The 22,466-nt window shown below is 62.2% G+C and carries 15 protein-coding genes, 1 tRNA gene and 1 pseudogene; 5 read left to right on the forward strand and 12 right to left on the reverse strand.

The annotated features are described in order from the left end of the window. Positions 1 to 196: 196 nt before the first annotated feature. Both AC0IYN_RS06185 and AC0IYN_RS06190 read left to right on the forward strand, forming a co-directional pair. Positions 197 to 2,482 carry a TonB-dependent receptor gene (locus AC0IYN_RS06185; RefSeq protein ID WP_471840806.1) on the forward strand — a complete coding sequence of 762 codons (2,286 nt, stop codon included), beginning with the start codon at positions 197 to 199 and terminating at the stop codon, positions 2,480 to 2,482. Between the two features lie 136 nt (positions 2,483 to 2,618). Continuing rightward, the gene (locus AC0IYN_RS06190; RefSeq protein ID WP_471840808.1) at positions 2,619 to 5,144 is read left to right on the forward strand and encodes a PepSY domain-containing protein; all 2,526 of its coding nucleotides are present in this window, start codon (positions 2,619 to 2,621) and stop codon (positions 5,142 to 5,144) included. Between the two features lie 53 nt (positions 5,145 to 5,197). Here the strand turns inward: AC0IYN_RS06190 and AC0IYN_RS06195 are convergent, their stop codons facing one another. From AC0IYN_RS06195 to ptsP, 4 genes are all read right to left on the reverse strand, one after another. After that, a complete protein-coding gene (locus tag AC0IYN_RS06195; protein WP_406599079.1) occupies positions 5,198 to 6,739 on the reverse strand; it encodes an alkaline phosphatase D family protein in 1,542 nt (513 codons plus the stop codon). A gap of 156 nt (positions 6,740 to 6,895) precedes the next feature. Continuing rightward, on the reverse strand, positions 6,896 to 8,602 hold the full coding sequence (locus tag AC0IYN_RS06200) for a PTS fructose-like transporter subunit IIB (protein WP_457239300.1): 1,707 nt from the start codon (positions 8,600 to 8,602) through the stop codon (positions 6,896 to 6,898). An 11-nt stretch (positions 8,603 to 8,613) separates the two neighbouring features. Continuing rightward, positions 8,614 to 9,534 (reverse strand): 1-phosphofructokinase, encoded by a 921-nt coding sequence (pfkB, locus tag AC0IYN_RS06205; RefSeq protein WP_406599081.1) that lies wholly within the window; start codon positions 9,532 to 9,534, stop codon positions 8,614 to 8,616. Beyond that, the gene (gene ptsP, locus AC0IYN_RS06210; RefSeq protein WP_471840809.1) at positions 9,535 to 12,393 is read right to left on the reverse strand and encodes a phosphoenolpyruvate--protein phosphotransferase; all 2,859 of its coding nucleotides are present in this window, start codon (positions 12,391 to 12,393) and stop codon (positions 9,535 to 9,537) included. A gap of 292 nt (positions 12,394 to 12,685) precedes the next feature. Between ptsP and cra the strand changes: the two genes are divergently transcribed. Both cra and AC0IYN_RS06220 read left to right on the forward strand, forming a co-directional pair. Next, positions 12,686 to 13,681 carry a catabolite repressor/activator gene (gene cra / locus AC0IYN_RS06215; RefSeq protein WP_406599083.1) on the forward strand — a complete coding sequence of 332 codons (996 nt, stop codon included), beginning with the start codon at positions 12,686 to 12,688 and terminating at the stop codon, positions 13,679 to 13,681. A gap of 2 nt (positions 13,682 to 13,683) precedes the next feature. Continuing rightward, positions 13,684 to 14,463: a TatD family hydrolase gene (locus AC0IYN_RS06220; protein WP_457239303.1), complete on the forward strand. Its 780-nt coding sequence runs from the start codon at positions 13,684 to 13,686 to the stop codon at positions 14,461 to 14,463. Here AC0IYN_RS06220 and AC0IYN_RS06225 read toward each other — a convergent pair. The 6 genes and pseudogenes from AC0IYN_RS06225 to AC0IYN_RS06250 all read right to left on the reverse strand — a co-directional run bounded on the left by AC0IYN_RS06225 (position 14,407) and on the right by AC0IYN_RS06250 (position 20,842). Then, the gene (locus AC0IYN_RS06225; protein WP_368984209.1) at positions 14,407 to 14,838 is read right to left on the reverse strand and encodes a hypothetical protein; all 432 of its coding nucleotides are present in this window, start codon (positions 14,836 to 14,838) and stop codon (positions 14,407 to 14,409) included. The two genes, AC0IYN_RS06220 and AC0IYN_RS06225, sit on opposite strands and share 57 nt — an antisense overlap. Positions 14,839 to 14,964: 126 nt before the next feature. Continuing rightward, the gene (locus AC0IYN_RS06230) at positions 14,965 to 15,894 is read right to left on the reverse strand and encodes a methyl-accepting chemotaxis protein (protein WP_406599105.1); all 930 of its coding nucleotides are present in this window, start codon (positions 15,892 to 15,894) and stop codon (positions 14,965 to 14,967) included. Further along, a pseudogene (locus tag AC0IYN_RS06235) lies at positions 15,871 to 16,962 on the reverse strand (methyl-accepting chemotaxis protein); the annotation flags it as partial. The gene AC0IYN_RS06230 and the pseudogene AC0IYN_RS06235, both read right to left, overlap by 24 nt. Positions 16,963 to 17,233: 271 nt before the next feature. Further along, a complete protein-coding gene (gene ampE / locus AC0IYN_RS06240) occupies positions 17,234 to 18,070 on the reverse strand; it encodes a regulatory signaling modulator protein AmpE (protein WP_471840812.1) in 837 nt (278 codons plus the stop codon). Continuing rightward, positions 18,067 to 18,630 (reverse strand): 1,6-anhydro-N-acetylmuramyl-L-alanine amidase AmpD, encoded by a 564-nt coding sequence (ampD, locus tag AC0IYN_RS06245; RefSeq protein ID WP_406599086.1) that lies wholly within the window; start codon positions 18,628 to 18,630, stop codon positions 18,067 to 18,069. Before ampD ends, ampE begins: the two co-directional genes overlap by 4 nt. 61 nt (positions 18,631 to 18,691) lie before the next feature. Continuing rightward, the gene (locus AC0IYN_RS06250) at positions 18,692 to 20,842 is read right to left on the reverse strand and encodes a DUF1631 domain-containing protein (protein ID WP_471840813.1); all 2,151 of its coding nucleotides are present in this window, start codon (positions 20,840 to 20,842) and stop codon (positions 18,692 to 18,694) included. Positions 20,843 to 21,033: 191 nt separating this feature from the next. Between AC0IYN_RS06250 and nadC the strand changes: the two genes are divergently transcribed. Then, positions 21,034 to 21,882: a carboxylating nicotinate-nucleotide diphosphorylase gene (gene nadC, locus AC0IYN_RS06255; RefSeq protein ID WP_406599088.1), complete on the forward strand. Its 849-nt coding sequence runs from the start codon at positions 21,034 to 21,036 to the stop codon at positions 21,880 to 21,882. A gap of 43 nt (positions 21,883 to 21,925) precedes the next feature. On the opposite strand, the gene AC0IYN_RS06260 is transcribed toward nadC, so the two are convergent. Continuing rightward, positions 21,926 to 22,231 (reverse strand): DUF6388 family protein, encoded by a 306-nt coding sequence (locus AC0IYN_RS06260; RefSeq protein WP_406599089.1) that lies wholly within the window; start codon positions 22,229 to 22,231, stop codon positions 21,926 to 21,928. Between the two features lie 160 nt (positions 22,232 to 22,391). Continuing rightward, positions 22,392 to 22,464, reverse strand: a tRNA-Thr gene (locus AC0IYN_RS06265). Positions 22,465 to 22,466: the final 2 nt, after the last annotated feature.

The following is a 22,466-nucleotide window of genomic DNA, read 5'->3' on the forward strand; positions in this document are numbered from 1 at the left end:
CTGAATTCGGAGAGGCGTCAATGGTATTGATTCTTATCCGGCCTGTAAAACGTGGCAGACGAACGAGTTCGTAAAAACCGTAAGCAAAAAGTGTAAAGAATGTAAATTCAATGCAATTAGCAATGTATCGCAATTGATAGAAAGTCTTGTTCACCCTATATTCCGCGGCCTCACATCCTTGGGGAAAGGACACGTCATGTCGCGCACCATTACAAAAATACCTGCCAGTTCACCTCGCATGCTGGCCTCTGCCATCGGCGTGGCCCTCAGCGCCAGCTCTGTCGCCCACCTGGCGCAAGCGGCCGAAGACACTGAACAAAAAGGCCAGCGCAACAGCATCTCCCTCGGCGCCACCAGCATCACCGGGGAAGAGCAGGACAACACCTCCTACCAGGTCGAAAAAGCTTCGTCGCAGAAATACACCGCGCCACTGGTCGACACGCCGCGCTCGGTCACCGTGGTGCCGCAGCAAGTGCTCAAGGACACCGCCGCCACTTCGCTGCAGGATGCCTTGCGCACCGTCCCGGGCATTACGTTCGGTGCCGGCGAAGGCGGCAACCCCCAGGGCGACCGCCCGTTCATCCGTGGTTTTGACGCCCAAGGCGACACCTACCTGGACGGCGTGCGCGACACGGGCGGCCAGAGCCGCGAGATCTTCGACATCGAGTCGATTGAAGTGAGCAAGGGCCCGAACTCTTCGTTCGGCGGTCGTGGCTCGGCCGGTGGCAGCCTCAACCTGGTGAGCAAGACCCCACAAGCGCGGGACTTCACCGACGGCGGCTTCACCTACGGTTCCGACCAGACCCGCCGCTACGTGCTCGACGTGAACCGCCAGTTCCTCGACGACAGCGCCGCGTTCCGCCTGAACCTGATGAGCCACGAACAGAACGTAGCCGGTCGCGACGCGATCAATTACGACCGCTGGGGCGTGGCACCGTCGCTGACCTTTGGCCTGGGCACCCCGACCCGCGTCAACCTCAGCTACTACCACCTGGAAAGCAATGACCTGCCGGACTCGGGGATTCCGTACGGCTACGGCTCGTCGACCGCGACTGCGCATGTGCATGACAAACCCAACGACGGCGGCGACAGCAACAACTTCTACGGCCTCAAGGACCGTGACTTCCGCAAGACCCGCGCCGATATCAGCACGTTCTCCATCGAGCACGACCTGAACGACACCATGACGCTGAAAAACACCCTGCGTCACGGCAGCACTGGCCAGGATTACATCCTGACGCAACCGGATGACAGCAAACTCAACGTCAACCGGTTCGGCACGGTGTGGCGCCGCGCCAACAGCCGGGTCTCGACCACAACCACTACCACCAACCAGACCGACCTGTTCGGCAGCTTCCAGGCCCTGGGCTTCAAGCACAGCTATTCCACCGGCCTGGAGTTCACCGGCGAAGAAACCCGCGTGAGCAGCTACACCCTCAGCCCCAACGCCAACCCGATCTGCACCGTGGCCAAAGGCAGCCTGGGCGGCCAGTGCACCTCCCTGAGCAACCCGAACCCGGATGACGCCTGGACCGGCAGCATCGCACGCAACTACTACGGCACCGCCACCAAGGCCACCAGCCGTGGCGCCTATGTATTCGACACCATTGAGCTGGACCCGAAATGGCTGCTGAACGTCGGCCTGCGCTATGACACCTTCGACACCGTTGCCAACACCGATTCCGCCACAGGCCGTAGCAAAATCAAAGAGGACAGCCAATTCTTCAACTGGCAGGCCGGCCTGGTCTGGAAGCCAGTGGAAAACGCCAGCGTCTACGCGTCCTACGCCACCTCGGCAACGCCTGCCGGCGGCCTGGTCGGTGAAGGGTCGGACGGCAACCCATTGTCAGCCGGTGCCGCCACCAGCGACCTGCAGCCGGAAGAAACCGTCAACTACGAGCTGGGCACCAAATGGGACCTGTTCCACGATCGACTGTCCCTGACCGCCGCGGTGTTCCGTACCGAGAAGAAAAACACGCGCATCCTGGTCGATGCCCTGACCTATCAGAACGCAGGTGAGTCCCAGGTCGACGGCCTGGAATTGTCTGCCAGCGGCAAGATCACCGACCAATGGCAGGTGTTCGCGGGCTACAGCTACCTCGACAGCGAACTGGTCAAATCCGGCCTGAATGGTCGCAACGGTGTGGTCAGCTCGGGGTCGAGCAAAGGCAATCAAATGCCCAACACGCCGAAGAACACCTTCAGCCTGTGGACCACTTACGACGTCACCTCCAAGCTCACCATCGGTGGCGGCGCGTTCTATGTAGACCAAGTCTACGGCGATGCCGGCAACACTGTTTATGTACCGTCCTACACACGCTACGACGCCATGGCCAGCTACAAACTGACCAAGAACGTCGACCTGCAATTGAACGTGCAAAACCTGACGGACAAGACTTACTACGACAAGGCCTTCTCGACCCACTTCGCCAACCAGGCGGCCGGTCGGACGGCCCTGTTCTCCACCAACTTCCACTTCTAGACAGCTGCGCCACGCAGCCAAAAGCCCCACGCATCGGATGCGTGGGGCTTTTGCGTGTAAAACAGAATGTTTCTCGACAAGCCACGGCATAATGCGCGCCGTGCCCTACATATTCAGATAGACGAGGCGGTCAGACGTGTTGAAGAAAACCCTGTTCCAGTTGCACTGGTTCTTCGGCATTACCGCCGGGCTGGTGCTGGCCTTGATGGGGATCACCGGGGCTGCGGTCTCGTTTCAGGATGAAATACTGCGGGCGCTCAACCCCAGCGTACTGACCGTGCAAAAACGCGACGCCGGCGTACTGCCGCCCGCCGAGCTGGTGCGCAAGCTGGAAGCCATCGAAGGCCAAACCGTGGCCATGCTGTTCGTCGAGAGCGATAGCGGCAACGCTGCCCGCGTGTTCTTCACCCCGCCACCCGGCGAACGCCGTGGCCAGTTGCGCTATTTCGACCCCTACACCGGCGACTACCTGGGCGACGTGGTCGGCCAGGACGTCTTCGGTTTCCTGCTGCAATTCCACCGTTTCCTGGTGATGGGCGATACCGGGCGCAACATCACCGGCGCCTGCACACTGATCCTGGTGTTCTTCTGCCTCTCCGGCCTGTACCTGCGCTGGCCGCGCCAAGTGGCGAGCTGGCGGGCCTGGCTGACCCTGGACTGGCGCAAAAAGGGCCGGGCCTTCAACTGGGACCTGCACTCGGTATTCGGCACCTGGTGCCTGCTGGCCTATCTGTTGTCGGCACTGACCGGTTTGTATTGGTCCTACGACTGGTACAGCCAGGGCCTGACCAAGCTGCTGTCCGACGCCCCACAGAATGAACGGGTGCGCAAACGCGGCCCAGCCCCCGAAGGCCCGGCGCCCGTAGCCAATTACGATGCGATCTGGAGCAGCATCTACAGCAACGCCGGCCCAGGCTTGAGTGCCTACAACATCCGCATGCCGGCCGTCGCCGGGCAACCGGCCACCGTCTACTACCTGCTGGACAATTCGCCGCATGACCGCGCCCTAAACCAGATCAACTTGGACCCGGCGACCGGCGAGGTGAAATCCCATGACCGCTACGCCAGCAAGACCTTCGGCTCGCAACTGCTGACCAGCGTCTACGCGCTGCACACCGGCAGTTACTTTGGCCTGGCGGGGCGGATCATCCTCACGCTCAGCTCGGTGCTGATGCCGCTGTTCTTCATCACCGGTTGGCTGCTTTACCTGGACCGTCGTCGCAAGAAACGCCAGGTGCGTGACGCGCGTAAAGGCCTCTCGGCCAACGCCAGCGATGCGCCAGCCTGGCTGATCGGCTTTGCCAGCCAGAGCGGTTTTGCCGAGCAGCTTGCCTGGCAAACAGCAGGCCAATTGCAGGCGGCTGGTTTGCCGGTGAAGGTGCAGTCCCTTGGCAGCGTCAGCCAGGATGATCTGCGCCAGTCGGAAAATGCGCTGTTCGTGGTCAGCACCTTCGGCGACGGCGAAGCGCCCGACAGTGCCCGCGGTTTCGAGCGCAGTGTGCTCGGCCAAGACCTGTCCCTAAAGGGTTTGAACTACTCGGTCCTGGCCCTGGGCGACCGTCAATATGAACACTTCTGCGGCTTCGCGCGCCGTCTGAACTTCTGGCTGACCAACCAGGGCGGCAACGCACTGTTTGCCCCGGTGGAAGTCGACAGCGGCGACACCACCGCCCTGCTGCACTGGCAACAACAACTGGGCGAGCTGACCGGCCACGCCCCGGCGGCCGCTTGGCCGACCGCCCAGTACGAAAACTGGACACTGAGCCAACGCTCCCTGCTCAACCGCGACAGCGCGGGCTCGGATGTTTATTTGCTGGGCCTTACCTCGCCTTCACCGCAAAGCTGGCAGGCCGGCGACCTGGTGGAAGTGCTGCCGCGCAACTGCCCCTGGGCCATCGAGCACTTCCTCGAAGGCCTGGGCCTGGCCGGCAGTGACGGCGTGCTGATCGACGGCATGGCGCACACCCTCGATCAAGCCTTGGCCACTCGCCAATTGCCGACGCATCGCGCCCACCTGGTCGGCCTGCATGCCCAGGCGCTGGTGGACGCGCTGGTACCGCTGGGGATGCGCGAATACTCCATCGCCTCGATTGCCAGCGATGGCGTACTCGAATTGATCGTGCGCCAGGAACGCCACCCCGACGGTAGCCTGGGTCTCGGTTCAGGCTGGCTCACCGAACATGCCGCCCTCGGCTCTAGCATCAGCCTGCGCCTGCGCCGCAACAGTGGTTTCCATCTACCAGACGTACCCGTGCCACTCATCCTGCTGGGCAACGGCACCGGCCTGGCCGGCCTGCGCAGTTTGCTCAAGGCGCGTATTGCTGACGGCCAGCAGCGCAACTGGTTGCTGTTCGGCGAACGTAATATCCAGCATGACTTCCTGTGCCAGGACGAGCTGCAAGGCTGGCTCGCCAGTGGTGATCTGGCGTTGCTGGACCTGGCGTTTTCCCGCGATCAGGAAGAGAAAATCTACGTGCAGGATCGCCTGCGTGAATCGGCAGATGTACTGCGCAAGTGGCTGTCGGAAGGCGCGGCGATTTATGTGTGCGGGAGTTTGCAGGGAATGGCGGCTGGGGTGGACCAGGCGCTGGTGGACATACTCGGCAGTGAAGCGGTGGATCGGCTGATCGAGCAAGGCCGCTATCGCCGCGACGTCTACTGACCTCCCCCCTCTACTGTAGGAGCCGGCTTGCCGGCGCCTACAGGGGGCGGGGTTTAGGCGGGTTGTAGCTTTTGTTCGAATACCGAGACGCCATCCAGGTCGCGCAGGATTACGGTCAACTCCGCCGTCTGCCCATCAATCTGCACCTCACCAAAAAACTGAAAGCCCGCAAACGGCGAAGTGTTCTGCGCCGGCGGCGCCTTCTCGAACACCACCTCAGGCCCAAAGGTCTTATCCAGCGGATTAGGCCCGAAACTCCCCGCATTCAAAGGCCCGGCGACAAATTCCCAGAACGGTTCGAAATCCTGGAACGCCGCGCGATCCGGGTGATAGTGGTGCGCGGCGCAGTAATGCACGTCGGCCGTCAGCCACACATGGTTGCGTACTTTTTGCGCCCTTAAAAAGCCCAGCAACTCGGCAATTTCCAGCTCGCGCCCTTGCGGCGCACCCGGATCGTTGTTGGCGATGGCTTCCCAACGCGCCACACCGGGGCTGACCTCACCGTCGGGCACGCCGAGGCCGATGGGCATGTCGGCGGCGATCACCTTCCACTGCGCCTGAGACGCCTTGAGTTCACGCTTGAGCCAATCCAACTGCTCGCGGCCAAGGAAGGGTTTTTCACCGCCCAGGTTGTCATCGTTCGGTCCGCGATAGCTGCGCATGTCCAGCACGAACACATCCAGCAGCGGACCATAACTGAGCTTGCGATAAATCCGCCCGCCGCCGTCGGCGCTCTGCCGGCGCATCGGTGAATATTCCAGCCAGGCCTGGCGCGCACGGCCCACCAAGGTGTTGATGTCCTTTGTCTGGTAACGCTCGTCCAGTTGCTTGCTCGGCGACCAGTTGTTCACCACTTCGTGGTCGTCCCATTGCCAGATCTGCGGCACTTCGGCGTTGAAGCGACGGACGTTTTCATCCATCAGGTTGTAGCGGTAATTACCGCGATACTCATCCAGGGTTTCGGCAACCTTGCTCTTGGCTTCGGTGGTGATGTTGCGCCAGATACGCCCGTCTTCGACCGTAAGCTGTGCCGGCACCGGACCGTCGGCGTAGATGGTGTCGCCGCTGTGGATAAAGAAATCCGGCAAGCGCAGGCGCATGGCTTCATAGATACGCATGCCGCCGATGTCCGGGTTGATGCCGAAGCCCTGGCCGACGGTGTCGCCGCTCCACACAAAACGGATATCGCGGCGCTGTTGCGGCACGCTGCGCAGGTGGCCGAACCAGGGTTCACTGGCGACGCCGGTCTGGGCGTCTTCGAAGTGCACGCGATAGAAAATCGCCTGGTCGGCGGGCAGCCCGGTGAGTTCGACGCGGGCGGTGAAGTCGGTGCGATTGTCAGCCAGGGGCGAGATGAACCGGCGCGGGTTGCTGAAGACGCTGCGGGTGTCCCACTCCACCACCATGCGGGCCGGGCGGTCGCTGCGGCTCCAGATCATGGCGCGATCACCGAGCAGGTCGCCGGACTGCACGCCGTCGGTGAGTTGCGGCCGGTCCTTGACCGAGGCGATCACCGCCGGGGCCAGGCCCGGCAACAACAGGCCGGCGCCGACGGCTTGCATCACGCGGCGGCGGCCGAGATCGAAGTGGCTCATGCAGGTGCCCTCTTGAGTATCAAAAGGGAAACTTAACCACGTCGGGATGAAAGCCAGATGACACCCCTCTGTAGGAGCCGGCTTGCCGGCGATGAGGCCCTTGGATCCTGCATGAATTGCAAGATCGCCATCGCCGGCAAGCCGGCTCCTACAGGGTCAGGCGGGGGCGACGGCCAGCTCTTGCGCTTCGGGGCGTTTGATCAGCGCGTACACCAACCCCGTCAGCAGGCTACCGGCAACGATTGCCAGCAAATACAGCAACGCATGGTTCATCGCATTCGGGATCACCAGCACCGCCAGCCCGCCGTGGGGCGCTGCCAGTTTGCAACCAAAGTACATCGACAAGGCACCGGCCAACGCGCCACCGGCGATGCTGGCCGGGATCACGCGCAGCGGATCTTTGGCCGCGAAGGGAATGGCGCCCTCGGAAATAAACACCATGCCGAGAATGATCGCCGCCTTGCCGGCCTCACGCTCCGTCTGGGCAAACTTACGGCGCGCCAGGAAGGTGGCGATGCCCATGCCGATCGGCGGCACCATGCCCGCGGCCATCACCGCGGCTATCGGCGCGCCACTGTGCTCGGCGAGCATGCCGACCGAGAACGCGTAGGCGGCCTTGTTGATCGGCCCGCCAAGGTCGACGCACATCATGCCGCCCAACAGCACACCCAGTAGCACGGCGTTGGCGGTGCCCATATTGTTGAGGAATCCCGTCAGGCTCACCAGCATGCGCGCCACCGGCGGCCCGACCAGATAGATCATCGCAAGGCCGGTGAACAGGCTCGCCAGCAACGGAATGATCAGGATCGGTTTGAGCGCATCCAGGCTTTGCGGCAATTTGACCGCGCGGGTGATCAGCTTGACGCAATAACCGGCCAGGAAACCGGCAAATATCCCACCGATGAAGCCTGCACCCAGGGTCGTCGCCAGCAACCCGCCGATCATACCGGGGGCCAGGGCGGGACGATCGGCAATGGAGTAGGCGATGTAGCCTGCCAGCAGCGGCACCATCAACATGAAGGCCTGGTTACCCACCGTTTTCAACGCGGCGGCCAGGGTGCCTTGCTCTTCAAACGCCGTGATGCCGAACATATAGGACAAGGCAATCAACAACCCGCCCGCCACCACCATCGGCAACATGAACGACACCCCGGTGAGCAGGTGTTTGTAGACGCCGGTTTTTTCCTTCTTGGCCACGGCACCGCTGGCCGCGCTTTCCACCGCGCCTTCAGCAAGGGCCTTGTTGAGGGTGGCTTCGGATTGCTTGAGGGCAATGCCAGTGCCGCAACGGTAGATCTTTTTGCCGGCAAAGCGCTCGGTGGCGACTTCGATATCCGCCGCCAACAACACCACGTCGGCGTCGGCGATAGCCTGCGGACTCAAGGGCGTGCGCGCACCGACCGAACCTTGAGTCTCGACCTGCAAGTCGTAGCCCAGCCGCTTGGCCGTCTGCTGCAAGGCTTCGGCGGCCATAAAGGTGTGTGCCACGCCGGTTGGGCAGGCGGTGATGGCAACGATACGCGGTGCATTCTTGGCCGCCTGCTGCGTAGCGACATACACCTGGGCTTCTTCAGCGCCGCGACGCAGTACGGCGTCGACATCTGCCAGGGCCTGGGCCGGTGTGCTCTGGAACACACGCTTGCCGACAAACCGCTGCATATCGACCGGGGTGCTGCTGACCAGCAACACCCATTCGGCGTCATCAATGACCGCCTGGGACAATTGACGCTCTGGGCGCTGCACATCCACCACTTCCACACTGGTGCTCCAGCCCTGGCGCTGCGCGGCGGCGTCCAACAAGCGGGCGCACAGCACACTGGTGACCATGCCGTTCGGGCAGGCAGTAACAATGGCTAACTTCATCACAAACCCTCTTATTGTTCTGTCAGCGTGCGCACAAGAACGCCGCTTTCGAGGCGCACCAATTGCGCGTCATCGCTGATGCCAAAACCGATTTGCGTCACCGCCAGCGCGGCAATCGCCGTGGCGCGGCGCAAGGTTTGCTCCGGCGTATCACCCGTGAGCAGACCGTGGAGCATCCCGGCCAGTAGCGAGTCGCCGGCGCCGACGGTGCTGGCGACCGCGACCTTGGGCGGTGTGGCGTGCAGCGATGCGCCTGGGCTGTACCAGCTCACGCCGGCGGCACCGTCGGAAACCACCACGTGTTCCACACCTTGTTGATGCAATTGGCTGATGGCATCCGGGGCATTACCCAGCGCATCGGCCAGTTCTTCGGTATTGGGTTTGACCAGCCACGGGCCCGCTTTCAAACCGGCGCGCAGCGCTTCGCCGCTGGTGTCCAGGGCGATTTTCAAGCCACAGCGTTTCAACTGTTCCAACAGCCCTTGAAACCACTGCGGGCTAACACCGCGCGGCAAGCTGCCGGCCACCACCACGGCATTAAAGTCGGGGGCAATCTGCGCCAGTTTTTCCAGCAACGCGCTTTGCGCCTGCTCCGTCACCTGCGGCCCCGGTGCATTGATGTCGGTGACCCGGCCATCCTGCTCGGCAATCTTGATATTGCTGCGGGTTTCACCGGGCACGCGGATAAACGCATCAGTAAAACCACGCTGTGCAATCAGCGCTTCGAAGGCCTGCGGGTTGCCGTCGCCGAGGAAGCCGCCCACGGTCAGTTCATGGCCCAGATCGGCCAACACCTGAGCCACATTCACCCCCTTGCCGGCCGCATGCGTCAGCAGGGTTTCGCTGCGGTTGACTTCACCCGGCTCCAGGCGCGCCAGGCGTACCGTCAGGTCCAACGCCGGGTTCAGCGTCAGGGTCAGAATCCTTGCCATCTACACGGCCTCCACTAGGGCTCGCACTTCGGCGGGCGAGCCCACCGCCAGTGCTTGTTGCGCCAGGCCCTGGGCCTCGCTCAGACTGAATTCGCGCACGCGCGCCTTCACTTCGGGAATGCTGCGAGCCGACACGCTCAGCTCATCAACGCCCAGGCCGATCAGCACCGGCACCGCCAACGGGTCCGCTGCCAGCTCGCCGCACACGCCGACCCATTTGCCATGGGCATGGGCGGCGCGCACGGTGATGTCGATCAGTTGCAGCACCGCCGGGTGCAGGCCATCGGCCTGGGCCGACAGGGTCGGGTGGCCACGGTCGATGGCCAGGGTGTACTGGGTCAGGTCGTTGGTGCCGACGCTGAAAAAGTCGACTTCCTTGGCCAAGACCGGCGCGAGCAATGCCGCCGACGGCACTTCGATCATGATGCCCAGTTGCAGGTCCGCCACCGGGATCTCCAGGCGCAGGCGCTCGGTCATGTCGCGGGCTGCGCGCCATTCATCGACGCTGCCGACCATGGGAAACATGATGCGCAGCGGGCGGTTATCCGCAGAACGCAGCAGCGCACGCAACTGCGCTTCCATGATCTGCGGGCGCTGCAAGGTCAGTCGAATGCCGCGCACGCCAAGGAAGGGGTTTTCTTCCTGGGCAATCGGCCAATACGGCAGCGGTTTGTCGCCGCCCACATCGAGGGTGCGCACCACCAGCGGGCGACCGGCGAGGCCATCGAGGACGCGACGGTATTCAGCTTCCTGGGTGGCCTCGTCCGGCGCTTGCGGGTGGGCCATGAAAATCAGTTCGGTGCGCAGCAAGCCAATGCCTTCGGCACCCTGCTCCACCGCGCTCGCCACGCCAGCGCTTTCGCCGATGTTGGCGAACACTTCCACGGCATGCCCGTCGCGGGTCAGGGCCGGCTCATGGCGCTGCGCCGAGGCGGCTTGCAAGCGTTGTTCGCGGGTGTCGCGCCCGACCGTTGCGCGCTGCAGGGTAGCGGCGTCGGCGTCCACATGCAGGCGGCCGCGCTGGCCATCCAGCAACAACGGCGTACCGGCGGCCAGCAGCAACACCGTCGGACCGGCACCGACCAACGCCGGAATACCCAGCGCACGGGCGACAATGGCGCTATGGGCCGTCGCGCCGCCACGGGCGGTGAGGATGCCAGCGACGCGCGCCGGGTCCAGGCGGGCCACATCGGACGGACCGACTTCGTCCATCACCAGAATGTAAGGTTCGCTCGGCTCCTGGGCGGTTTCGACGCCACACAGTTGCGCCAGCACGCGGCGACCAATGTCACGCAGGTCGGCGGCACGTTCGGCGAGCAAAGCATCCTGCAGCGACTCCTGCTGCTTGGCGGCCGCTTCGATCACACTCATCCACGCCGCTTCAGCGCTTTCGCCTTGCTTGAGACGGGTGTCGACTTCGTCGGTGAGTTCCGGGTCGTCGAGCATTTCCTGGTGGGTGATGAAAATCTCGCGGATTGCCTTGGACTGGCTGCGCTCGATCAGGCGCTGGATGTCGCGGCGAACCTCGGCCAGGGCGCTGTGCAGGCGCTGACGCTCGATGGCCGAGGACTCGCCGCGCAGCGGGTAATCGAAGGTTTGCTGAACCTGAATATGCGCAGGGCCGATGGCGATGCCTGGCGCGGCGGCGATAGCCTGGATCTGGCTGCCGGCCAATGGCGCGCTGATCACCTGTTCGATATCGAGGGCTTCGGGCTGGGCGCCCGGGGTCGGCAGTGGCTCGACGTCTTCGCCGAGGCCTTCTTCAACCGCCGCCAAGAGCGCGGGCAGTGCGTCGCCAGCAATGCTCGGCTCGGCGACAAATTCCAGCACCTGGCCGCGCCGCGCGCCGAGGCTCAGCAGCTTGCTCAGGCTTTTCACCGACACCGCGCCTACCGGGCCATCGACGATGCGCACGCGGATATCGCCCTCAAAACTTTTCGCCAATTGCGCGAGGATCTTCGCCGGCCGCGCATGCAGACCGTGGGCGTTGGCGAGGGTGATGCGCACGCTGGGCCAATCGGGCGGCAGTTCGCCGCCGAGCACTTCGAGCACGGCGCGGCTGCTGGTGGCGCGGCCAAGTTCGTGGCCGCGCCCTTCGATCAGCAAGGCGCACAAGCGTTCGAGCAGGGTCTGGTGGGCCTCACCGAGGCTGGCCAGGCAGAACAGGCCATTAAGCGGTTGGCCGAGGTAGCGCATGGGTTTGTCCGGGGTGACAAACGCCAGGCCCGGGCGCTTGACGGTCTGCTCGCTGTGCAGCCACCACAAGCCGTCACCAAGGGGCAGTGCATCCACTTGCTGCAACACGGCGGCGAAACCATTGCTCACACAATCGGCCTGACGCAACAGGCGTGCGCCGCGCCATACCAGTTCTTCAAAGTCATCGGCGGACACGCCCAGGCTGATCATCTGCGCATCCAGCGCCAGTTCCTGCGGTGCGCCCTGCAACAGTTTCAGCAAGGCTTCGGCGCTGCCGGCGCGGCGCAGGGCCTGGCCCAGGTCGGTTTCACCAAGGGCGCGGGTGAGCAGTTGCAACAGGCGCAGGTGCTCGTCGGACTTGGCTGCAATGCCGATAGCCAGGTACACAACCTGGCCGTCGCCCCAGTCCACCCCTTCGGGGAACTGCAGCAGGCGCACACCGGTGGAAAACACCTGGTCGCGGGTTTCAGGGGTGCCGTGGGGGATGGCAATACCTTGGCCGAGGAAGGTCGAGCCTTGGGCTTCACGGGCTTGCAAACCGCTGAGGTAACCCTCGGCGACCAGGCCGTCGGCCACCAGTTTGTCAGCGAGCAGGTGCAAGGCAGCAGATTTGTCCACAGCCACCTGGCCCATGGAAATCTGCTCTACAGTGAGCTCAAGCATGCCGTTCTCCTAGTTAGTGCAGGGGCGCACTAGGTATTGTTTTAAACAAACAGTGTAAGGGTGTTCATGATTAACTGACTGAGCAGTCAATTGGCAGTAGCTACTCAGTCGCGAACGTCGTAAAAATACGCTGGCTGAAACGTTTAATCTAGAGTTTACGGAAGACTACGCGTTAATTGCGCCTCATTGAAGAACCACTCGGCACTTGAGCTGAGACATTAGTCGGGTGCTGGAATCGGTTACGATTGGACAAAATGTCGGGGCAAGCTTCAGAAAACAAGGAAATCCCGGTTTGAAACTCAGTGATATCGCACGTCTCGCCGGTGTGTCCGTGACCACCGCCAGCTACGTCATCAATGGCAAGGCCGAACAGCAACGCATCAGCAACGCCACCGTTGAACGGGTGCGTGCTGTGGTCCAAGCCCACGGCTTTACCCCAAACCCACAGGCCGCCGGGCTGCGCAGTCGGCACACGCGCACCTTGGGCTTTATCCTGCCCGACCTGGAAAACCCCAGTTACGCACGCATCGCCAAGCTCCTGGAGCAAGGCGCACGGGCGCGCGGCTACCAGTTGCTGATCGCCAGCTCCGACGACGATGCCGACAGCGAGCGCCAATTGCTGCAACTGTTTCGCGCCCGCCGTTGTGATGCGCTGTTTGTCGCCAGTTGCCTGCCGGCCAGCGATGACAGTTACCGCGAGCTACAAGCCAAGGGCCTGCCGGTGATTGCCATCGACCGGGTGATGGGCTCGGACCAGTTTTGCTCGGTGGTCAGCGACGACCGCCAAGCCTGCCAGCAACTGACCAGCAGCCTGCTGCAACCGTTGCCCAAGCAAATCGTGCTGATCGGCGCACGGCCCGAGCTGAGCATCAGTCAGGAACGTGCCGCGGGTTTCCGTGAGGCCCTCGAAGGGTTCACCGGCGAAGTGATCATCGAACACGCTGAAGCCTTCAGCCGCGACTGCGGCCGACAGCTGATGGAGCAACTTCTGCAACAACTGGGGCATTTGCCTGACGCGCTAGTGACCACCTCCTACGTGCTGCTGCAAGGCGTGTTCGACGCCTTGCATGACTTCCCGCTCAAGTCACGGCCGCTGCGCCTGGGCACTTTTGGTGACACGCAGTTGCTGGACTTCCTGCCGTTGCCGGTCAATGCCATGGCCCAGCAGCACCAGCTGATCGCCGATACCGCCCTGCGCCTGGCCCTGGCCGCGATCGAAGAAGAACAGTATCAACCCGGCGTGCATGCCATCGGTCGAACCTTCAAGCAGCGTATTCACGAGGCGTGAGCGTGGAGCTGATCGACACCCACACCCACCTGGACTTCCCGGATTTCGACAGCGACCGCCGGGACGTCCTTGCAAACAGCCGCACACTGGGCGTGCGGCGCATGGTGGTGTTGGGTGTATATCAGCAGAATTGGCAGCGCCTGTGGGACCTGGTGCAGGCGGACGAAGGTTTGTTCGCTGCCTTTGGCCTGCACCCGGTGTACCTCGATGAGCATCGCCCCGCCGACCTCACGGAATTGGGCGACTGGTTGACGCGCCTGCAGGGCCACCGACAACTGTGCGCGGTCGGCGAGATCGGCCTGGATTACTTCCTCGAACAACTGGACCGCGACCGCCAGCAACGCCTGTTTGAAGCCCAACTCAAGCTGGCGGTGGACGTACAATTGCCAGCGTTGCTGCATGTACGTCGCAGTCACGCTGCGGTAATCGCCACCCTCAAGCGCATCCGCCTGCCGCGTGGCGGCATCATCCATGCGTTTGCCGGTAGCCGCGAAGAAGCCCGTGAGTACATCAAGCTAGGTTTCAAGCTGGGCTTGGGCGGCGCCGCCACTTGGCCCCAGGCCCTGCGCATGCACAAGGTGCTAGCGCAACTGCCGCTCGACGCGGTGGTGCTGGAAACCGACTCACCCGATATGGCGCCCGCCATGTACCCCGGTCAACGCAACAGCCCGGAACACCTGCCAGACATTTGCGTAGCCCTCGCCGAGCGTATGGGCACCACCCCCCTATTGCTGGCTGAGGCGAGCACACGCAATGCGTGCGAGCTGTTCAATTGGCAGTGACGGCGTAGCCAGTTGCAGGTCCAGGGTTATGCGCTGGCGATACCGGGCGTATCGCAACACCAGGAAATGCACCAGCACCACCACCAGCGAAATGTTGAACTGGCCGATCACACTGATCAGCCCTACCCACTCGGTCACCAATGCCACGATCAGCACCGTGCAGGTCAGCACTACCATGCTCGGCTGTACCAGCGCCCAATGGTCCAGGGACCTGAACTGGCGCAACTGCCGAGGACAGTTCAACTGGAGTATCCACTGGCAATACGGGCAATCAAATGGCTCCTCAATCGCGATGGCATTCACTTGCCAAGGCTTGAGATTGAAGGTGATGTCGCAATGAGCGCAGTGCCCCTTGATGCCGATTACAGCGTTCATCGCTGTGCCTCCTCTAAGCGTGAAATCGAGTGAAACAATTTTCACCCATTCAGGGACCCAGAAAAGAGACGCCGCGAAATCAGGACGGGCACCACGCCAGCAAACGATAAATCCTACAACTAGGTCTCACACGCGAAACGCACCGATCAATTGCTTCAACTCGATGACCTGCATCGACAACTGCCGGCTCGCCGCTTCGGTTTGATGCGCGCCTTCGGCGGCATGTTCGCCGGCACGATTGATTGCAACGATATTCTGGTCGATATCGTGGGCGACAGCGGTCTGTTGCTCCACGGCGGCGGCAATCTGCTGGTTCTGGTCGACGATCATTCCTACGGCGCCGAGGATATTTTCCAGGGCCTGCTGGACCTTTTCCGACTGACCCACGGTGCCATTGGCCATTTCATGGCTACTGCCCATGGCCTTGACTGCCGCTGCCACGCCGCCGTGCAAGCGGCTGATCATCTGTTCGATTTCTTCTGTGGAGTGCTGGGTGCGCCGGGCCAGGGTGCGCACCTCATCGGCGACCACCGCAAAACCCCGCCCCTGCTCACCGGCGCGTGCGGCCTCGATGGCGGCGTTGAGCGCCAGCAGGTTGGTTTGCTCGGCGATGCTTTTGATCACCTCCAACACGCTGCTGATGGACTGGCTGTCGGTGGCCAACTGGTTGATCACCCGCACTGACTGATCGATCTCCAAAGCAAGCCGCGCGATGCTGCCCTGTTGGGATTGCACCAGGCCACGGCCGCTGACGGTTTCATCGTTGACGCTGTGGGCACTGCTGACCGCCGCCGCCGCATTGCGCGCAACCTCCTGGGCAGTCGAGGACATCTGGTTCATGGCCGTCGCCACCTGCTCGATCTGCGTACGTTGGCCCGACACCGCCTGATTGCTCTGGGCCGACACAGCTTCCACCTGCCCAGCCTGCAACTCGACCTGGGTGACGGTATGCCCGACACGCTCGATCAGGTCATGGATCTTCGCCACGGTGCCATTGAATACCTGACCCAGGTCACCCAGCTCGTCGCGGCTATGGGCGACAAAAGTGACGGTCATGTCACCGGCCGCCACTTTGTCCATCATCGCGCCCAGGCGGCGCAGCGTGGTGCGCGTGGAGGCGTAGAACCCGGCGTACAGATAGAAGATCAGCAAGAACACCGCTGTCAGGGCCGAGACCAGCACCACCATGTGCGTGCGATTCTGCGCCAGGCGTTGCTCCAACTGCTGGCCGAGGAACGTCAGGGTGGCGTCATCGAGCTGGTAGGTCTGGGCCATCAACTGGCTGACGCTGTCGTAAAAACCCTGCCAGGGCGCGTCGAGGGTTTCGGCCATCACCACCTGCTCCTCAAACAACTCGCTGGCGTGCTTGAGGCTGGCGTTGCTGGCCTTGGCCAGGCTGTCGAGGGCCGTATGAGCAGCGTTACTGGAACCCAGGGCATCCTGCAACTTCAGGCCATATTCGGCCTGGAGTTTTTCCAACTGCTGCAACAATTCGTCAAAACGTGTGCTGGATGACGAATTGAGAAAGCCCTGGCCCAGGGAATACGCGCCCATCGCACGACCTTCGCCAAGGGTCTGGGTGACGTGCGGCGTGACACTGGTGACCAGCTCGCTGAGTTGGCGCAGGTCGCTCTGGGGGTCGCGGCTCAAACCGGATTGGCTGGCAATGATCTGGCTGAGCATCTGCGCCTTGTTGAGCAACTTGCCGATCAGCGCACTTTTGCTCAACAGCGACGTTTCCTGCTGCTGGGCCTTGAAAGCAGCGATCAACTCATTGCGCTTGGCGTCAAAAGCGGCGATTTGCTCGGGCTCGGTGGCCATGGCGTCGAGGCCTTGCAGGCGGTTCAGCACGTGTTGCTCCAGGGCGCTGATCTTGCCTTCAAGGTCGCCGGCCTTGCCGGACTGGCCGAGGGTGGCGTTGATCTGCACTTGGTTATTGAGCGTTTCCAGGTCGCGACGCAGGGCCAGGCTGCTGCCGAGCAAGTCGAGGCTTTGCAGTTCTACGCGCGTACCTTGGAACTCACGCCATGAATCACGCACCAGGTAATAGTTGGTCGCCAGCATGGGCAGCAGGAATAACACGCTGATCAAGCTGAACTTCATGCCGAAGCTCAGGCGATTCATCAGCGCGACGGCGGGATAGAGCAAGCTCTTCACAGGTGAACTCCCTTTCTTTTATTTTTATTGAGGCGCAGGGCGGCAGTTAGCCAGCATCTGTATAGCTCAATTTGACAGGGAGTTTTGTAACTTAAGGTTAACGACAGGAAGGGCGCGGCAAAAACAAATGTGGGGGCGGGCTTGCTCGCGAATGCAGTGTGTCAGTCAAAGACTCATCGACTGATATACCGCATTCGCGAGCAAGCCCGCTCCCACATTTTTTTGACCGTGTTCGCAGTCAGGGCAAGACGGTCCAGATCGCAAACCCGGCATACCACAGCACCGCCGCGCGCAGCAGCAGTTCCCAGAGCCGGTCGAGGCTACTGATGCCGTCGGGGCCTACCGCTGGCGGCGGGATTTCGGCGGCAACCAGGCCGACTTTCTCCACCAACTCGGCGGCACTGATGTCCCAACTCAACAACTCATGCAGCATCACACGACCGACCGCGACGAAGTTGCCCACCAAGGCAAAGCTGGCCGCCAGCAAGCGTACCGGCAGCCAGTCAAACGCGTGGCGCAATTGGCCCGCACGCTCGGCCACCAGCGGGTTCTTGCTGTGTTCACTGGCCAGAGCGAGCAGGCGATACGCCAGCGCGGCAACCGGGCCCAGCAGGAAGTACCAGAAAATCACTGCGAAAAAGCTCTGGTAGGCCTGCCACAACAAATGGCCCTGCACGCGCTCCAGCAATTGCTCGCCACTCTCGGCGCTCAGGCTCAGGTCACGTTCGGCCACATGCTCGGCGGCCTGCAGGTCGCCACGCCGCCAGGCATCGCGAAACGGACCGAGCCCGGCGAGCAGGTCACCGCGGCCCAGGCTGTAGATAACGATCAACAGGTGCACCGGCAGCGCCAACAGGCCATAGGCCACCGGTTCCAGCACCAGCAGCAACAACGCCAGCAAGGCCACCGGCAGCAACACCAGCAGGGTCAGAATCAGCCAAGGCTGCTTGCCCATGCGTGGGCTCGATTCCAGCTTGCCCAGCTCGCGCAGCCAACCGCCATCACGCTGCAAACGCTGGCGCAGGGCCGAGAATTTCTCGATCCATACGGCCAGCACCAACACCAGGAAACTCATCGTGCGTGTCCTCCATGCTGCAGGGCGCTGCGAAAGCGCGCCCAATCAAAAGCGGGGCCGGGATCGGACTTGCGTCCCGGCGCGATATCGCTGTGTCCACAAATGCGCTGGGGCGTGATACCTGGGTAAGCCGCCAGCAGTTGGCGGGTCAGATCGGTCAGGGACACATATTGGGCATCCGTGAACGGCTGATCATCCGTGCCCTCCAGCTCTATCCCCAGGGAAAAGTCATTGCAGGTGTCCCGTCCTTCGAACTGCGAGATCCCGGCATGCCAGGCCCGGTCAAGGCAGGACACAAACTGCGTCACCGCGCCATCGCGCTCAATCAGAAAATGCGCAGACACCCGTAGGTCGGCAATCCCTTCAAAGTAGGGATGCTCCGTGACATCCAGGCGATTCTGGAAAAATTCCTGCACTTTGCCCGTGGCAAACTGCGCCGGTGGCAGGCTGATGTTATGCACCACCAACAGTGAGATTTCGCCTGCGGGGCGCTCGTTGAAGTTGGGCGAAGGGCAATGGCGGATGCCCTCGCACCAACCGCTGGCGGGGTCCAACTGCATACAGGTTCCTTGAACGAGACAAAGTGTGACCAGTATGCCGCGTTCGACCCTCCGGTTGCGATCACTTGCCGCGATTGAGTTGACGCAGCTTGCCCACCACCGCGGCCAGCGCGCGCTCGAACGACGGTCCGTCATCCAGGGTATGCAGCGCTCCACGCTTGAACGCCAACGCCAGTTGGCCGGCGCTCTTCTCCAAGACTTTGAGCCCCGTGCGACTGGTGAACACATAGGCATTGGCCGGCGCCATGATCGCCGTCAGCTTGCACCGCAGCGTATCGGCGTCGCTTTCCTGGAAGACCACCCAACTGCCCACCTTGAGTTGATGAGCCTTGAGCAGGTCGGGGTCGTTGTCCGGCAGGTCGGCGATGGCATCCGGTGAAGTCGCACTCAGTACAAACGGCTCGCGCACTTCGACCCACTCATCGATGCCTTCAGGTGCCTGGACATGCAGGGCCTGCAAGCGCACAAAGAATTCGCGCGTGCTGAAGGGGTCGAACGCGGCGCTGGTCAGACCGTCGCGCAACGCCTTGAGCAGGCCTGGCAGTTGCTCTAGCAAATGGCGCCCGGCCTCGGTGTCCTGCTGCAGGCCGACACTCCAGATCAACTCGTCCATGGTGCGCAGCCCCGCCTGCCACTGCACAGACTGCTCGCCGTGCTTTAGGTTGGCCAGCAACAGCACCTGGCTCCAGGCTTGCTGCAGGAACTGCACGACCGGACGCGGCAGGACCTTGCCCAACAATCGCTTATTCATGACATCCGCCACACGCTGGCGAACAACTTCGGTGCGCACGCGCCCGGCTTCGGCATCGCGGGTGTGTTGTTCAAGTAAGTCACTGCGACGCCGCTCATCGGCGGTAAACGTGCTGAATTCGGCGAGCAACTGGGAAAAAATCGCCGGGTCTTCGACAAATTCGTTGAGCAGGCGCTGCACGACCTGCTCGATGCGCAGGTAGAGGTGGTCGCGCTGGTAGTCTTCGCTGGGGCTGCTGCCCAGGGCGGCGGCCGCGATTTCGTTGAGCAGGCGCCGCGCCGGGTGGCTGGCGCGACTGAAAAAGCTCTTGTCCAGCAACGCCACCTTGAGCATCGGGATCTGCAGGCGACCGATCAAGGCCTTGAAGGTATCAGGCACGGCGCGGTCGTTGAGGATGAACTCGAACAGCAGCGCGACCAGATTGATCACGTCTTCATCCGCATCCTCTACCACCCGCGACTTGCCACTCTTGACACTGAGGCGGGTGAGCAACTGTTCAAGCTGGCTACGCAGGTCGAAGTCGTCTTCGGCCTCGGGCTCCGGTACGTATTGCTGCAAGTGAGAGAGCAGGCGCAGCAGGTCACGGGTGGAAATGGGCTGCGGCTCGGCGCTGGCCTCAAGCGTCGGCGCCACGCTACCACGCACTGCCGTAAGCAGCTGTTGGAGCGCGGCGAACGCTTCCTGGCCATTTTCGTCGACGGGCAGGTCGGCGGCCGGCAAGCTTGCTGCTTGCGCATGTTCACGTTCCGCACGCCCATCAGCGCGACGCGACGGTATGGCCTTGAGCTCGGGCAATACGCCCGTTGCCACCAGCAGTTGATTGGCTTCGCCGTAGAGTTGGTCGGCATCGCTGAGCACGTATTTTTCAAACAGCTTGAGCATGATCAGTTTGACGCGGATCTCCACGCCCAGACTGCGCCCCGCCCGCAGGAAAAACTCGCAAAGCAGCGCAGGTCCCAAGGGATTCTCACGATCATCCAGGCGGTTGCCGAGCAACACGCTCAAACGCGCCGTGAGTTGCGCCAGGGCCAGTCCATCACGGTGCCGGACCCGACCCAGCATGGCTTCCAGCGCCACGGCTTTTTCGAGGTCATCCTTGGATGATCCCGGTGCGGCGTCATAGGACACCACCGGCACCAGTTGCAACTCGCCTCGCCCCGCCTGACCCAGGCTGGCAAAGGCTTCGAACAGACGCTCCATGAACACGCGTTCGAAATTCTTGCGCTTAAGGCGCAGGTCGCGCATGGCTTCAAAGAAAATATGGTGATCCAGGTTGTTGCGCGCCTTGTCGGCCATCTCGAACAACGTGTCGTCGGCGTTATCGAACAGGTCCTGCAGCCCTTGCTGCAACTGTTGCGCCGCCTTGTCACGGACCTGCAGCAACACCACCGGCAGTCGGGCGAGTGGCGATGGCGTGGCTTGTGCCCGATTGATTGGCACCACCTTTCCGTCATTGTGCATCCTGGCCTCCTGAAACGGCGGTATTGGTCTGAACGTCAAAGCTATGACGCCAATTGCAAGGCGCGAGATTATCTTGCAAATGAGGGGGGTTGCGCCAGCAAACTCTGGCATTGCGCGGTAAATGAGTGCCGAGCCTGGGTTCGAACGCACACTGCCCCTATAATCGGGACACTTTGTATGTGGAGCCTGTTATGCCGAATCTCCGTCTTGCCGACCTCACCGCCGAAATCGAAGCCAACGTGCGCCGCGCACTGCTGGAAGACATCGGCAGCGGCGACATCACTGCGCAGTTGATCCCGGCCGAGCGGCTGGCGACGGCCACCATCATTACCCGTGACGCTGCAGTGATCGCCGGCACAGCCTGGGTCGACGCTGTGTTTCGCCAATTGGACCCTAGGGTCGCCGTGCATTGGCAGGTGGCCGACGGTGAACGCGTCAACCCCAACCAGGCGCTGTTCCACCTTGAAGGCCCGGCACGTTCGCTGCTCAGTGGCGAACGTTGCGCGCTGAACTTCTTGCAGTTGCTGTCCGGAGTCGCTACCCGCGCCCAATTCCTGGCGGATTTTGTCGCCAGCACCCAGGTCAAGCTGCTGGATACCCGCAAAACGCTGCCGGGCCTGCGCCTGGCGCAAAAGTACGCGGTCACCTGCGGTGGCTGCCACAACCACCGTATCGGTCTATACGACGCGTTCCTGATCAAGGAAAACCATATCGCGGCCTGTGGTGGCATTGCCCAGGCGATCACGGCCGCCCACAAGATAGCACCCGGCAAGCCGGTGGAAATCGAAGTGGAAAGCCTGGGGGAACTGCGCGAAGCCCTGGCGGCAGGCGCCGATATCATCATGCTCGACGAGTTGAGCCTGGAGGATATGCGTGAAGCCGTGCGCCTGAACGGCGGCAAGGCCAAGCTGGAAGCCAGCGGCGGGATCAATGAAAGCACCCTGCTGCCCATTGCCGAGACCGGGGTGGACTACATTTCGATCGGCGCGATGACCAAGGATGTGAAGGCGGTGGATTTGTCGATGCGGCTCAGCATCTAAGATGATTTGCAGGAGCCGGCTTGCCGGCTCCTGCAATGAGTGTTTAAACGACCAGGTTGTTCATCTCGCAATACTCTTCCCATTCGACACCCAGCACCTCGGCTGCCTCTTTGTGCAAGGCCAGTCGTGCTGCTTCGAATTCTTCCGGTGTCGAGGTGTACTTGAGGGTCAGCTCCCAGGGCTGATAGCCCTGGCTCTCGGCCTCGTCCTCGAATGCCCACTGGATCTGGTCGCGCTGATCATCGGCGCTCAGGTCCTTGATCTCTTCTTTGAGCTGCGGCGACTCCGCGAGGTATTTCTCGAGGGCTGCTTGATGCCGAACTTCCTGGGTCATTTCAGTCGTGGTCATGTTGTTCTCTTAGATCGAGGAATGGGGATGCATCTGGGTCATCAAGGTTGCGCAGATACAAAAGAGCAGGCTCACATGCCGGCTCGTCTGGCCTTCAGAACCATTCTGGGATCAACTGAAAACAGTGCCTTTGAAAACGGTGACGCCATTGTTGCCTTTGTGCCCGAGACAGGAATCGAACCTGCGACCTTCGCGTTACGAGTGCGCTGCTCTACCGGCTGAGCTACACGGGCGG

Source organism: Pseudomonas sp. AC112, from assembly GCF_979253545.1.

Bases quoted from the DNA above. Each gene is read 5' to 3' on its own strand.
- AC0IYN_RS06185 (WP_471840806.1), top strand. From the start codon at position 197: ATGTCGCGCACCATTACAAAAATACCTGCCAGTTCACCTCGCATGCTG.
- AC0IYN_RS06195 (WP_406599079.1), bottom strand. From the start codon at position 6,739: ATGAGCCACTTCGATCTCGGCCGCCGCCGCGTGATGCAAGCCGTCGGC.
- AC0IYN_RS06200 (WP_457239300.1), bottom strand. From the start codon at position 8,602: ATGAAGTTAGCCATTGTTACTGCCTGCCCGAACGGCATGGTCACCAGT.
- pfkB (WP_406599081.1), bottom strand. From the start codon at position 9,534: ATGGCAAGGATTCTGACCCTGACGCTGAACCCGGCGTTGGACCTGACG.
- ptsP (WP_471840809.1), bottom strand. From the start codon at position 12,393: ATGCTTGAGCTCACTGTAGAGCAGATTTCCATGGGCCAGGTGGCTGTG.
- AC0IYN_RS06225 (WP_368984209.1), bottom strand. From the start codon at position 14,838: ATGAACGCTGTAATCGGCATCAAGGGGCACTGCGCTCATTGCGACATC.
- AC0IYN_RS06230 (WP_406599105.1), bottom strand. From the start codon at position 15,894: ATGACCGTCACTTTTGTCGCCCATAGCCGCGACGAGCTGGGTGACCTG.
- ampE (WP_471840812.1), bottom strand. From the start codon at position 18,070: ATGAGTTTCCTGGTGTTGGTGCTGGCCGTATGGATCGAGAAATTCTCG.
- ampD (WP_406599086.1), bottom strand. From the start codon at position 18,630: ATGCAGTTGGACCCCGCCAGCGGTTGGTGCGAGGGCATCCGCCATTGC.
- AC0IYN_RS06250 (WP_471840813.1), bottom strand. From the start codon at position 20,842: ATGCACAATGACGGAAAGGTGGTGCCAATCAATCGGGCACAAGCCACG.
- nadC (WP_406599088.1), top strand. From the start codon at position 21,034: ATGCCGAATCTCCGTCTTGCCGACCTCACCGCCGAAATCGAAGCCAAC.
- AC0IYN_RS06260 (WP_406599089.1), bottom strand. From the start codon at position 22,231: ATGACCACGACTGAAATGACCCAGGAAGTTCGGCATCAAGCAGCCCTC.